Raw genomic sequence first — 12,426 nt, 5'->3', positions numbered from 1 at the left:
TTTGGAGTTTTCTCCTAATATAATTAGGCCAACAGGCCATACACCCTTTCCAATCAGATGGAAAGCTTCGCGGCAGCATGAGATTATGGCGGCTCAACCGATATGGAGGTTTGTTGTGAACGAAACGGTGCGCGGCACGGTCGAAATGTCAGCCGCAATGGCCATCCTGGGAACGATCGGATGGTTCGTCGTCCTGTCCGGCCAGCCGATCATGGATGTGGTGTTCTGGCGTTGCGCTTTCGGTGCGCTGACGCTGCTCATCATCTGCGCCGGGCTGGGATTGCTGCGCAACAGGCTGTCGCTGCGCATCATCGGCATCGCCGCGCTCGGCGGCGTCGCCATCGTCGTCAACTGGCTGCTGCTGTTCAGCGCATTCTCGCGCGCGTCGATCTCGATCGCCACCGCTGTCTACAACACGCAGCCTTTCATGCTGGTCGGCTTCGGTGCGCTTTTCTTCGCCGAGCGGCTGACCCTGACCAAGCTGACCTGGCTGGCCATCGCCTTCGCCGGCATGGTTCTGATCGTGCAGTCGGCTCCCGATGCCGGCGATATCGGCACGGATTATTTCACCGGCATCGTCATGGCGTTGGGCGCGGCTTTCTTCTGGGCCGTCGCCGCCATCGTCACCAAGAAGCTCAAGGGCACGCCGCCGCACCTCATCGCGCTGATCCAGGTCTGCGTCGGCGTCGTCATGCTGGCGCCTTTCGCCAATCTTGCAGAGCTTCCGGCCGATGCCTGGAGCTGGACCATGCTGGCGACGCTCGGCATCGTCCATACCGGCCTGATGTACATACTGATGTACGGCGCCATCCAGAAGCTGCCGACGCATCTGCAGGGATCGCTGTCCTTCATCTATCCGGTCGTCGCCATCCTGGTCGATGTCGTCGCCTTCGGCCATCGGCTGCATCTGAGTCAGGTCGTCGGCGCCACCGCCATCCTGATCGCCGCCACCGGCATGAATCTCGGCTGGACGCTGTGGAAGGGCAAACCGTCCGTGGCGAGCCCGCACCCGATCAAATGAAGCGCCCCGCCGGATGCCCGGCGGGTCAAACATCGCGATCCCGGCTGCCCGCCTGTTCAAAGCGGGCACTTTGCTCTATGCCGCAATCCAACCATCTTCGCCCGGCATAGGCGAAACGCGGGACCCGAAGAACCATGAATGAAGCAACGCCCCCCAATCGCTGTCGCATCGTGCTGATCGCGCCGTCCGGCGTGCCGGCGGCCCGTATTGTCGCGGCATTCGATGGCGGCGATGTCGCTTCGCTGATCCTGCCCGAGAACGGCATGGATGAAGCCTCCTTCCAGGCTTTCGCCGAACAGATCGTGCCGGCAGCGCAAGCCGCCGGCGTTGCTGTCATCATCGCCGGCGACACCCGCATAGCCGGCCGCGTCCAGGCCGACGGCATCCATGTCGAGGTCTCCAAGGCCGAACTTGCCGAGACGATCGAGCATTTCCAGGCAAAGATGATGGTCGGCACCGGCGGCGCCAAGACACGTGACGACGCGCTCGAGCTTGGCGAGACGCGGCCAGACTACATCTTCTTCGGCCGCTTCGGTTACGACAACAAGCCCGAACCGCACCCGCGCAACCTGTCGCTCGGCGCATGGTGGGCGGACATGATCCAGATCCCTTGCATCGTCATGGCCGGATCCGACATCGCCTCGGTCGAAGCGGTGGGCGCCACCGGCGCTGAATTTGTGGCGCTGTCGAGCGCCGTGTTTGCCGACGGCACCGATCCCAGGACAGCGGTCGCCACCGCCAACGCGCTGCTCGACGAGACCGCGCCGCGCTTCGAGGACTGAAATGTCCTCGGCGACGCTTCCCCTCCAGGCTCTGCTTGCGGTGCTGATGGTCCAGGCTGCCGCCGCGGAGACCATCCCCCTGCCGCAGCCCAAGCCGAAAATCGGCGTCCACACCGACAAGCCGATCGACAAGCCGTTGCCGCAGCCCGCTACCACGGCCGAGCCCGCGCCGCTGCCGTCGGCCGACACGGTCAATCCCGACCGCTTCGGCGCAAAACCCGCCGACGCGGCCTATGGCGCCTTCCAGCGCGGTCTCTACAAGACAGCTTACAATCTGGCATTGGTCCGGGCGCAAAACGGCGATCCGGCGGCGCAGACCTTGGTGGCCGAGATCCTGTCGCGGGGGCTCGGTGTGCCGGTCAATTCGGCGCAAGCGGCGAAATGGTACGCGCTGGCCGCCGAACAGGGTGTGCCGGAATCGCAGTTCCAGTATGCGCTGATGCTGCTCGACGGCCGCTACGTCAAAAAGGATGGAAAAGAGGCCTACGCCTTGATGCAGGCCGCCGCCGAAGCCGGCAACCGGCTGGCGCAATTCAATTTCGCGCAGATGCTGGTCCAGCAGGACCCCGGCGACGCCGGCATGGCCAAGGCGGTTTCCTACTATGAGCGCGCCGCCGCGACCGGCCTCGCGGACGCGCAATATGCAATGTCGCAGATCTACGCCAACGGTGTCGGTGGCAAGCCACGTGACGACGCCCAGGCAAGGCGCCTGCTGGCGCAGGCCGCAAGGCAGAACTACGACACCGCGCAGATCGATCTCGCCGCCTGGATGATCGAAGGCCGCGGCGGTGCGCGCGACCTGAAATCCGCCTTCGGCTGGATGAAGCAGGCGGCGGAGGGCGGCAATGTCGCCGCCCAGAACCGCCTGGCCAAGCTCTATATGCAAGGCATCGGCACCGATCCGGACCTTGTGCTTGCCGGCGCCTGGTACATCGTCGCCCGCCGTGCCGGCCTCATCGACCCACAGATGGACGACTTCCTGCAGGGGCTGGACGACGACCAGACCAAGCAGGCGCTGCAGAAGGCCAACCGGCTGCCTTGACGGCGGTTCTCGCGGTCATTGCAAGTGTAACCTCGGCTCCCCTCGCCTGGCACCGACCTGCCCGCTCCCTTGCCTCTTCTGGCGATTTGTGGTCTTGGGAGCCCGAAATCGCTTTCCCAGCGAACATCCATACCGACGGCGTGGCCGTTGGCATCATTCCGGATCATCTCATCATGGCCAAGATCAATGGCAACGAAATCCGTCCCGGCTATGTCATCGAGCATGATGGCGGGCTTTGGGTGGCGGTCAGGACCAACACCGTCAAGCCCGGCAAGGGCGGCGCCTACAATCAGGTCGAACTGAAGAACCTCATCAACGGCACCAAGCTCAACGAGCGCTTCCGCTCGGCCGAGACCGTCGAACAGATCCGGCTCGACCTGAAGGATTTTTCCTTCCTTTACGCGCAGGAAGACGCACTGGTGTTCATGGACACCCAGAGCTACGAGCAGCTCGAATTGAACAAGGACTTCGTCGGCGATCGCGCCGCCTTCCTGCAGGACGGCATGATGGTGACGGTCCAGCTCTACGAAGAGCGGCCGATCGGCATTTCGCTGCCCGACTATGTGACGCTGACCATCACCGAGGCCGACCCGGTGGTGAAGGGTCAGACGGCGGCATCGTCCTACAAGCCGGCGATCCTGGAGAACGGCATCCGCGTCCTGGTGCCGCCCTTCATCGGCGCCGGCGAGCGCATCATCGTCGACACCAACGAAATCACTTACGTGCGCCGCGCCGACTGACGCATGTCGCCCAGAAGTGGCCGGGTTCCGGGTCACCGACATGCATCGAGGCAGAATTTAAAGCGCAGCACCGGGAAAAAGCACTATGGCACGCTCAGCCCTTCTCAACGTCATGGTCCAGGCCGCAATGAAGGCCGGCCGCTCGCTGTCGCGCGACTTCGGCGAGGTGCAGAACCTGCAGGTCTCGATGAAGGGCCCCGGCGATTATGTCAGCCAGGCCGACCGCAAGGCAGAGGACATCGTCTTTGCCGAATTGTCCAAGGCTCGGCCCGGCTATTCCTTCCTGATGGAAGAGCGCGGCGTGGTTGAAGGCGACGACGGCCAGCATCGCTGGATCGTCGACCCGCTCGACGGCACCACCAATTTCCTGCACGGCATCCCGCTCTTTGCCGTTTCGATCGCGCTGGAACGCCAGGGGCAGATCGTTGCCGGCGTCATCTACAATCCGGCGATGGACGAGCTCTACACCTGCGAACGTGGCGGCGGCGCCTTCATGAACGACCGCCGCTTGCGCGTCGCCGGCCGCATCAAGCTGGTCGACACGGTGATCGGCTGCGGCATGCCGCATCTCGGACGCGGCCACCACGGCAATTTCCTCGTCGAGCTGCGCAATGTCATGGCAGAGGTTTCCGGCGTCCGCCGCCTCGGCTCAGCATCGCTCGATCTCGCCTATGTCGCTGCCGGCCGCATGGATGGCTTCTGGGAAACCGGCCTGTCTGCCTGGGACATCGCCGCCGGGCTGCTTTTGATCCGCGAGGCGGGCGGCTTCGTCTCCGACATGGATGGCGGCCAGGACATGCTCGACAACGGCTCGGTTGTCGCTGGCAACGAGATCATCCAACGCGCTTTGCTGAAGGTCGTGAAGAAGCCGCTCTCCTCTCGTTGACAGGCAAGCCGCGCTGACAGCCACGCCGCGCTGATGCGCCGCAGTCGCAAAACCGCAATGGAAGCTTGAAATACTGCCCGGCATGCGCCCAGATTGGAGGGCGCGGTGCAGGAACCCGGCTTAGTGAGAGACAACCAACCCTACCCCGATATCCCGTTCATCGGACGCTGGCACTATTCGCGCGCCGAGATGATCGCAGACGGTATCGTCCACGCGGTCGGCATCGTACTGGCGATATCAGCCGGTTCCGCACTGCTGGCACTGGCCGCGTTTCGTGTCGGACCGGGCGAATACATCGCCGCCGCCTTCTACGTGGTTTCGCTGCTCACCGTGCTGTCGGTGTCGATGACCTACAATCTGTGGCCGGTGTCGTCGCCTGCAAAATGGGTGTTGCGGCGTTTCGACCACGCCGCGATCTATCTGCTGATCGCCGCGACCTATACGCCTTTCCTGGCGCAGCTCGAAGGCTCGCCGCTGGCGCGCTGGATGATCGTGCTGGTCTGGACCGCGGCAGTGCTGGGCATTGCCATCAAGGTGTTCTTTCCCGGCCGTTTCGACCGGCTGGCGATCGGCTTCTATCTCGCCATCGGCTGGAGCGGCATCATCCTGGTCAAGCCGCTTGTCCAGACGCTGCCGACGACATCGATAGCGCTCATCGTCGCCGGCGGCATCGTCTACTCCTGCGGCGTCATCTTCTTCGCCTGGAAGGGGCTGCGCTTCCACAACGCGCTGTGGCACGGTTTCGTCGTCACCGGCGCCGGCCTGCATCTGGCCGCCATGGTCGACTGTCTGGTCATCAATCGCCTCTGACATTCTCGACGCGGCAATATTGCCAAGCGCCATTCAATTTGGTCACAATTCCGTTTAGAGTCGCGGTTTACGTGATCGGCGGCGGCATCGGAAACGGGGCACGGATGGCTTTTCTCAGATCCTTCGGCATGGGCAGACGTTCTGATGTCCTGATCTACGACCCGCATAAATTATCGAGCCCGCAGGTCTTTCTGCTGACCATGGTGATCTTCCTGGTCATCGTCGCCTTCATCGCCGCCATCCTCACCCGACAGATCTCAACCGCTTTTGGCAGCAATCCCGGCCTCAATGGCCTGATCGTCGGCGTGCTGGTGGTCGGCATCCTTTTGGCCTTCGCCCAGGTCGGGCGACTGTTTCGCGAAGTGCGCTGGGTCAACTCCTTCCGTGCCGGCTCGGAAACGACAGAACCAGTGCTTCTGGCGCCGATGAAGGCGATGATCGGCCGCTCCTCGGCGACGGCCTTCTCGACCAGTTCGATGCGCACCATGCTCGATTCCATCGCCACCCGCCTCGACGAAAGCCGCGACACCTCGCGCTATCTCGTCGGCCTGCTGGTGTTCCTCGGCCTGCTCGGCACTTTCTGGGGACTGTTGAACACCATCGGTTCGATCCGCGAGACCATCGAATCGCTCGATCCCGGCACCGGTGACGCCGCCGCGGTGCTCGATTCCCTGAAGCAGGGGCTTTCGGCGCCGCTGGCCGGCATGGGCACCGCCTTCTCGTCCTCGCTGTTCGGCCTCTCCGGCTCGCTGGTGCTCGGCTTCCTCGACCTGCAGGCCGGTCGCGCCCAGACACGCTTCTACACCGAACTGGAAAACTGGCTGTCCTCGGTGACCGACCTGTCGTCGGACATCGTCGTCGCCGACCCAGCCAAGACCGAATCCTCCGACGAGATCCGGGTGCTGTCGGAACGGCTGCGCTCGATGCAGGAGAATGGCGGCGGCTCCAACCCGCGCGTCGCCACCGCCATGGCCAATCTCGCCGACGGCATTTCCGGCCTGGTCAAGAACATGCGCTCGGAACAGCAGATCATGCGCGACTGGGTCGAAGCCCAGTCCGACGAGCAGAAGGCGATGCGCAACACGCTGGAAAAGATCGCCGATGCTCTGAAGAAGCCCGGAGTTCACTGAAGTGGCACTCGCCAGGGGCCGGCGCACCGATCGCCGCATCGACTACTGGCCGGGTTTCGTCGACGCGCTGTCGACGCTGCTTTTGGCCATCATGTTCCTGCTCACGGTCTTCGTGCTGGCGCAGTTCCTGCTGGGACGCGAAATCTCCGGCAAGGATACGGCACTCTCGCGCCTCAACTCGCAGATCAACGAGCTGACCCAGTTGCTGGCGCTGGAGCGCTCGACGGCGCAGGACAAGGATGATTCACTGGCCAATCTGCAGGCGTCGCTGTCAGCCGCGCAAGCGGAAAGGAGCCGGCTCCAACAGTTGCTGGCGCAAGGCGCCGGTGCCGGCGACGCCGCCAACCAGCGCGCCGCGGCGCTCGGCGGCGAACTCGACAGCCAGCGCCAGATCAGCCAGCAGGCGCTGAGCCAGGTCGAGATCCTCAACCAGCAGATCGCGGCACTGCGCAAGCAGATCGGCGCGCTCGAGGATGCGCTCAACGTCTCCGAAATCCGCGACCGCGATTCCAACACCAAGATCGCCGACCTCGGCCGACGCCTCAACGTCGCTCTGGCACAGCGCGTGCAGGAGTTGAACCGCTACCGCTCCGACTTCTTCGGCCGCTTGCGCGAAATCCTCGCCGACCGAGAGAACATCCGTATCGTCGGCGACCGCTTCGTCTTCCAGTCGGAAGTGCTGTTCCCGACCGGCTCCGAGGTGATCAACGATGCCGGCAAGGTCGAGATGAAGAAGCTCGCCGACGCCATCATCGAGTTGCAGAAGGAAATCCCGCCCGAGATCAACTGGGTGCTGCGCGTCGACGGCCACACCGACAACAAGCCGCTCTCCGGCGCCGGCCGCTACCGCGACAATTGGGAGCTGTCGACGGCGCGTTCGACCTCGGTGGTGAAATTCCTGATCGAGAACGGCGTGCCTGCCAACCGGCTCGTAGCCGCCGGTTTCGGTGAGTTCCAGCCGCTCGACCCCGCCGACACTGAAGAGGCGCGCAATAAGAACCGCCGTATTGAACTGAAGCTCACCGAACGTTGATCCAAAATCACGCGAACTTGTTCGTCGGCTCAACTCTAGGGCGCAGATAGAGGCCGACAAGGCCTGAAAAGATTATCTTTTTTTAATTACACATTGTCGCAGGGCGATCCTAGCTTGCCGCCCGGGCCGAGAACCGCCGGCGATGAACCCCCTCATCGCGACGCGACGGAACCGGACGGCCTAAGGCCGGAAGGCAGGCGGACAACCGCCGCCTTCCTCTACAAGAGGAGACGCGTGATGCGCTCTTTCAAGACCTCGCTTAGAACTGCTACACTCACGGCGCTCCTCATCGCCGTTCCGCTTGCCGGCGCCTATGCCGCGGGCCATCACAAGGGCGCTCTCGACGCGGCCGATCCGACCGACATGACTGGCTCGCGTGTCGAGGCGCTTATCGCACAGGTGCAGGGCGTCCGGCAGGGCATCGTGGACGCAAGACAGGCCAACAACATCACCCCGGCCGTGGCGGAACGCCTGGAAATGCGCACGGCCCACATCGGTCAAGCGGCAGAGAAAGTCGCCGCGTCCGATCACGGCAGGATACCGGCCGCGCAATATCATGACCTGCTGCGCCGGCTCGACAATGTCGACCAGCGCCTGAGGGTCGATACCGGCAGCGGTTTCCTGATGGGCGACGGCGACGACGGCGGCAACTACCCGAACGGCTGAGGCCATAGCGCCCGAAACGGTCCAAGAGGAAGGGATCACCTGACGCTTTCGGGAGCCATCCCACGGGCGTCCTTTTTACCAGCCCAGCCAGACCGCGATCAGCGCGGCAATCGCCGGCACGGTCTGGATAAACAGGATTTTGCGGCCAACCGTTGCCGCGCCATAGAGGCCGGCAATAGCCACGCACAGCAGGAAAAACACCTTGACCTGGAAACCGGCCGCCCCGAGGTAAAGCCCCCAGATGAAGCCGGCGGCGAGGAAACCGTTATAGAGCCCCTGATTGGCGGCGAGCACTTTCGAGGCACTGGCGAATTCCGGGGTCAGGTTGAAAGCCTTGTGTCCGCGCGGCGTGTCCCACAGCACCATCTCCAGATAGACGATGTAGGCATGGATCAAGGCCACCAGCCCGACAAGGATGTTGCCGATCATTTTTTTCCCCCTTGATGTGTTGCCGGCAGCATTTCATGCGCGGCCTCGCCTGCGCAAGGTGCATCTGCCGGACGGCATCCGAGGGTTGCCAACGCATTTGCGTTGGTGTCTTTTCGCGCCGTCTCCAATCACGGAAGCCGCCATGTCCTTTCAGAAACTCGATGACCTCGGCCACAAGCTCGAAGCGCTTGAGCATGCGCTGGCCATTCTCGGCGCCGATGAGGCCACCCACATGGCTGTCGGCGGTGGCGAGAAACGTGCCGAGGCGATGTCGGCACTGGCCGGCATGTATCACACCAGGGCAACGGCACCGGAGATAGCCGACTGGATCGCTGCTGCCGAACAGGAAGCATTGGGTGAAGAGCAGCGCACCGCCGTTTCGGAACTGCGGCGCCAATACACCAACCTGACCTGCCTGCCGGTCGAATTCGTCGAACGCCAGACGACCGCGCGCATGCGTTGCGAGCAGCTGTGGCGCGGCCTGCGCGCCAAGAACGACTGGGCAGGCTTTCAGCCGGCGCTGGAGGGCGTCGTGGCGCTGGTGCGCGAGGAGGCGGCGCTGCGTGCCGATGTGCTCGGCCTAGCCCCCTATGACGCGCTGATGGAGCAATACGATCCTGGCAACCGCACCGCCGACATCACGCCTGTGTTCACCGACCTGAAGGCTTTTCTGAAAGGCTTCGTGCCTGAGGCGCTGGCTATCCAGGACGCACGGCTGCGCAAGCGCCCGCTGAAGCCGCTCTCAGGCACCTATGCGATCGACCGGCAGCGCGAGCTCGGCCTTGCCATGATGGCGGCGGTCGGCTTCGACCTGACGCACGGATCGCTGTCGGTGTCGCGCCATCCTTTCTGCGGCGGCGTGCCGAGCGACGTGCGCATCACCACCCGCTACAAGACTACAGACTTCCTGTCGGCGCTGATGGGCGTGCTGCACGAGACCGGCCATGCGCTCTACGAACAGAACCTGAAGTCATGGTCGCACTGGCCGCTCGGCAAGGCGCGCGGCATGGCCGTGCATGAAAGCCAGAGCCTGTTCGTCGAGAAACAGCTCGGCCGCAACCCGGCCTTCTGGAACTGGGCGCTGCCGGTGGTCGAAAAGCATCTCGGCGAAGCCTGGTCGCTCGACGACATCCTGCCGCATGTGCATCGCGTCGAGCGCGGCCTGATCCGTGTCGATGCCGACGAGGTGACCTATCCCCTGCATGTCATCCTGCGCTACGAACTGGAGCAGGAACTCGTCGCGGGCCGGCTGGAGGTGGCTGATCTGCCCGAAGCCTGGGACGCCAAGATGCGTGACTATCTCGGCCTCTCCACCATCGACAACCCCGCCGACGGACCGATGCAGGACGTGCACTGGCCGGGTGCGGCCTTCGGCTATTTCCCATCCTACACGCTGGGCGCGATGATGGCGGCGCAGCAATGGGCGGCGCTGACGCGGGATCATCCTGCCGCCGACGAGGATCTCGCCAAAGGCAATTTCGAGGCGATCAACGACTGGCGCCGCGAAAAAATCTGGTCGCAGGGATCACGCTGGTCGACGCCGGACCTGCTCGAACGCGCCACCGGCGAAAAGCTCAACGCCACTTATTTCGTGAACCATCTGAAGCAGCGATACGGAGCCGTATAGCGGCTGCCGGCACAGCGGCAGATGTTTCTGCCTACTCAGCCGCGCCCCTGAAAGCACTGGCTCCGGTTTCGAACTGCAGCTTGGCCAGCCGCGCATAGATGCCGCCCTTGGCGACAAGGCTTTGATGCGTGCCTTCCTCGACGATCGAGCCGCCATCCATGACCAGGATCCTGTCGGCCTTCAGCACCGTTGCCAGGCGGTGGGCGATGACGATCGTGGTGCGGCCCTGCATCAGGCGTTCCAGCGCCGTCTGCACCAGCGTCTCGCTTTCGGCGTCGAGGGCCGAGGTGGCCTCGTCGAGCAGCAGGATCGGGGCGTCGCGCAGGATGGCGCGGGCGATCGCAACCCGCTGGCGCTGGCCACCTGACAGCGTCACGCCGCGCTCGCCGACCTGGCTGTCATACCCGTTCTCGAGCTTGAGGATGAATTCGTCGGCAAGCGCATCCTTCGCCGCCGTCTCGATCTCGGCCTTGCTGGCTCCCGGCCGGCCGAAACCGATATTGTCACGCGCGCTTGCCGCGAAGATGGTGACGTCCTGCGGCACGATCGCGATGCGCTGGCGGACCGAAACGGGATCGGCCTCGCGCACATTGATGCCGTCGATCAGGATCTTGCCCGTTTCGGGATCGTAGAAGCGCAGGATCAGTGAAAACACCGTGCTCTTGCCGGCCCCTGACGGCCCGACGATCGCCACCGTCTCGCCCGGCATGACCTGAAAGCTCAAGCCATGCACGGCGGCGCGGTCCGGCCTTGCCGGGTAGGAGAAGGAGACATTGTCGAAGGCGATCGCGCCCTTGGCGACGGCCGGCAGCGGCTTCGGATCGGCGGGAGCCTGGATCGCCGGCTTCTCGGCCAGGATTTCGGTCAGCCGTTCAGCAGCACCCGCCGCCTGCGCAAGCTCGCCCCAGACTTCCGACAACGCGCCCAACGCGCCGGCGGCGAACACCGAATAGAGCAGGAATTGGCCGAGCGTACCGGGCGATATCGAGCCTTCGAGCACGTCGCGCGAGCCAAACCACAGCACCGCCACGACGGACGAGAAGATGGTGAAAATGGCGAAGAAGGTAAGGAAGGAGCGCGCGAAGATCGAGGAGCGTGCCGCCTCGAAAGCAGCTTCCACCGCGGCCGAGAAATGCCCGGTGACCAGCTTCTCATTGGTAAAGGCCTGCAGCGTGCGCACCGCGCCGATCTGCTCGCTGGCATAGGCGGTGGCATCGGCCAGCGTATCCTGCGCCTGGCGTGATTTGCGTCGCACCGAACGGCCGAAAGCGACCAGCGGCAGCACGATGACAGGAATAGCGGCAATGACCAACCCGGACAGTTTCGGGCTGGTGATGACCATCATCCCCACCGCGCCAAGGCCGAGGATGACGTTGCGCAGCGCCACCGAAGCCGTCGCGCCGACCGCCGACTTGACCTGCGTCGTGTCGGCGGCAAGCCGCGACACGATCTCGCCCGACTGGGCGGTGTCGAAGAAGGCAGGCGACAGCGTCGTCACATGGGCAAACACATCGCGCCTTATATCGGCGACGACGCGCTCGCCCAGCGTGATGACGAAATAGTAGCGGCCGGCCGATGCCGCCGCCAGCACGGCGGCCATCGCCACCAGGGCGGCGAAATATTCGGCAATGAAGGTGGTGCTGGACGACGAGAAACCATGATCGATCATGCGTCGCACCGCCAGCGGCAGCGCCAGCGTGGTTGCCGCCGCGATGACCAGCGAGATGATGGCGCCGACGACCAGTGTGCGATAGTGCGTGATGTAGGGGAACAGGCGCCGGAGCGGCTTGAGCGAACGCCGGCGCTCGTCTGCGCTGGTGATTTGCGCCATCCCGATGTTTCCTCCAGCCGCCCTTGGGGTCTGCGCCTCAATATGCGCTTGCCGCGGCCTTGTGATTCAATTCCGGCTGATGTATAGGCTCGCCGACCGTTTTAGAAGCCGTGGCTCCTCAATAGCTGCGGCTTCGAGTTTTAAAAAGAGGCGCATCGACGCAGGCTTATGCCCGTCAGCCGCGCCGGCAAGCCAGGAACCGAGCCATGAAGAGCGCTATTCATCCCGATTACCACACCATCAAGGTCGTCATGACCGACGGCACCGAATACACGACCCGTTCGACCTGGGGCAAGGAAGGCGATACGATGAACCTCGATATCGACCCGACCACCCATCCGGCCTGGACCGGCGGCCAGCAGACCCTGCTCGACCGCGGCGGCCGCCTGTCGAAGTTCAAGAAGCGTTTCGAAGGTTTCGGCATCTAAG

At 63.9% G+C, this 12,426-nt stretch carries 13 protein-coding genes; 11 read left to right on the top strand and 2 right to left on the bottom strand.

Annotated features, from left to right (window positions below; genetic code table 11):
* The first annotated feature begins 115 nt into the window (after positions 1–115).
* From NKJ67_RS06845 to NKJ67_RS06805, 9 genes are all read left to right on the top strand, one after another.
* On the top strand, positions 116–1,021 hold the full coding sequence (locus NKJ67_RS06845) for a DMT family transporter (protein ID WP_352580885.1): 906 nt from the start codon (positions 116–118) through the stop codon (positions 1,019–1,021).
* A gap of 134 nt (positions 1,022–1,155) precedes the next feature.
* Positions 1,156–1,803 (top strand): thiamine phosphate synthase, encoded by a 648-nt coding sequence (locus NKJ67_RS06840; RefSeq protein ID WP_127272276.1) that lies wholly within the window; start codon positions 1,156–1,158, stop codon positions 1,801–1,803.
* 1 nt (position 1,804) lies between these two features.
* Complete coding sequence (locus tag NKJ67_RS06835) at positions 1,805–2,845, top strand: tetratricopeptide repeat protein (RefSeq protein WP_352580884.1); 1,041 nt, start codon at positions 1,805–1,807, stop codon at positions 2,843–2,845.
* Positions 2,846–3,018: 173 nt separating this feature from the next.
* On the top strand, positions 3,019–3,585 hold the full coding sequence (gene efp / locus NKJ67_RS06830; protein ID WP_013529127.1) for an elongation factor P: 567 nt from the start codon (positions 3,019–3,021) through the stop codon (positions 3,583–3,585).
* An 85-nt stretch (positions 3,586–3,670) separates the two neighbouring features.
* Positions 3,671–4,471 carry an inositol monophosphatase family protein gene (locus NKJ67_RS06825; protein WP_013529126.1) on the top strand — a complete coding sequence of 267 codons (801 nt, stop codon included), beginning with the start codon at positions 3,671–3,673 and terminating at the stop codon, positions 4,469–4,471.
* Positions 4,472–4,594: 123 nt separating this feature from the next.
* Entirely contained in the window at positions 4,595–5,281 is a 687-nt protein-coding gene (gene trhA / locus NKJ67_RS06820; RefSeq protein ID WP_352580882.1) for a PAQR family membrane homeostasis protein TrhA, read from the top strand.
* Between the two features lie 104 nt (positions 5,282–5,385).
* Positions 5,386–6,411, top strand: a complete 1,026-nt coding sequence (locus NKJ67_RS06815; protein ID WP_027037204.1) for a MotA/TolQ/ExbB proton channel family protein — start codon at positions 5,386–5,388, stop codon at positions 6,409–6,411.
* 1 nt (position 6,412) lies between these two features.
* Positions 6,413–7,444: a peptidoglycan -binding protein gene (locus NKJ67_RS06810; RefSeq protein ID WP_127327624.1), complete on the top strand. Its 1,032-nt coding sequence runs from the start codon at positions 6,413–6,415 to the stop codon at positions 7,442–7,444.
* Positions 7,445–7,681: 237 nt separating this feature from the next.
* On the top strand, positions 7,682–8,110 hold the full coding sequence (locus tag NKJ67_RS06805) for a hypothetical protein (protein WP_352580881.1): 429 nt from the start codon (positions 7,682–7,684) through the stop codon (positions 8,108–8,110).
* A 75-nt stretch (positions 8,111–8,185) separates the two neighbouring features.
* Here the strand turns inward: NKJ67_RS06805 and NKJ67_RS06800 are convergent, their stop codons facing one another.
* Positions 8,186–8,539: a DUF1304 domain-containing protein gene (locus tag NKJ67_RS06800; RefSeq protein ID WP_352580880.1), complete on the bottom strand. Its 354-nt coding sequence runs from the start codon at positions 8,537–8,539 to the stop codon at positions 8,186–8,188.
* Positions 8,540–8,681: 142 nt separating this feature from the next.
* On the opposite strand from NKJ67_RS06800, the gene NKJ67_RS06795 reads away from it, so the two are divergent.
* On the top strand, positions 8,682–10,166 hold the full coding sequence (locus NKJ67_RS06795; protein WP_352580879.1) for a carboxypeptidase M32: 1,485 nt from the start codon (positions 8,682–8,684) through the stop codon (positions 10,164–10,166).
* Between the two features lie 31 nt (positions 10,167–10,197).
* On the opposite strand, the gene NKJ67_RS06790 is transcribed toward NKJ67_RS06795, so the two are convergent.
* Positions 10,198–11,997 (bottom strand): ABC transporter transmembrane domain-containing protein, encoded by a 1,800-nt coding sequence (locus tag NKJ67_RS06790; RefSeq protein ID WP_352580878.1) that lies wholly within the window; start codon positions 11,995–11,997, stop codon positions 10,198–10,200.
* A 206-nt stretch (positions 11,998–12,203) separates the two neighbouring features.
* Between NKJ67_RS06790 and rpmE the strand changes: the two genes are divergently transcribed.
* Entirely contained in the window at positions 12,204–12,425 is a 222-nt protein-coding gene (gene rpmE / locus NKJ67_RS06785; protein WP_023811830.1) for a 50S ribosomal protein L31, read from the top strand.
* Position 12,426: the final 1 nt, after the last annotated feature.

It is taken from the genome of Mesorhizobium sp. M0088 (assembly GCF_040322895.1).
Classification (GTDB): domain Bacteria; phylum Pseudomonadota; class Alphaproteobacteria; order Rhizobiales; family Rhizobiaceae; genus Mesorhizobium.
The sequence above is the reverse complement of the archived record's forward strand: the minus strand, read 5'-3'. Positions and strand labels throughout refer to the sequence as shown.

What these genes read in the sequence shown, in the direction of transcription:
- NKJ67_RS06840 (WP_127272276.1), top strand. Translation starts at nt 1,156, where the DNA reads ATGAATGAAGCAACGCCCCCCAATCGCTGTCGCATCGTGCTGATCGCG.
- NKJ67_RS06835 (WP_352580884.1), top strand. Translation starts at nt 1,805, where the DNA reads ATGTCCTCGGCGACGCTTCCCCTCCAGGCTCTGCTTGCGGTGCTGATG.
- efp (WP_013529127.1), top strand. Translation starts at nt 3,019, where the DNA reads ATGGCCAAGATCAATGGCAACGAAATCCGTCCCGGCTATGTCATCGAG.
- NKJ67_RS06825 (WP_013529126.1), top strand. Translation starts at nt 3,671, where the DNA reads ATGGCACGCTCAGCCCTTCTCAACGTCATGGTCCAGGCCGCAATGAAG.
- NKJ67_RS06815 (WP_027037204.1), top strand. Translation starts at nt 5,386, where the DNA reads ATGGCTTTTCTCAGATCCTTCGGCATGGGCAGACGTTCTGATGTCCTG.
- NKJ67_RS06805 (WP_352580881.1), top strand. Translation starts at nt 7,682, where the DNA reads ATGCGCTCTTTCAAGACCTCGCTTAGAACTGCTACACTCACGGCGCTC.
- NKJ67_RS06800 (WP_352580880.1), bottom strand. Translation starts at nt 8,539, where the DNA reads ATGATCGGCAACATCCTTGTCGGGCTGGTGGCCTTGATCCATGCCTAC.
- NKJ67_RS06795 (WP_352580879.1), top strand. Translation starts at nt 8,682, where the DNA reads ATGTCCTTTCAGAAACTCGATGACCTCGGCCACAAGCTCGAAGCGCTT.
- NKJ67_RS06790 (WP_352580878.1), bottom strand. Translation starts at nt 11,997, where the DNA reads ATGGCGCAAATCACCAGCGCAGACGAGCGCCGGCGTTCGCTCAAGCCG.
- rpmE (WP_023811830.1), top strand. Translation starts at nt 12,204, where the DNA reads ATGAAGAGCGCTATTCATCCCGATTACCACACCATCAAGGTCGTCATG.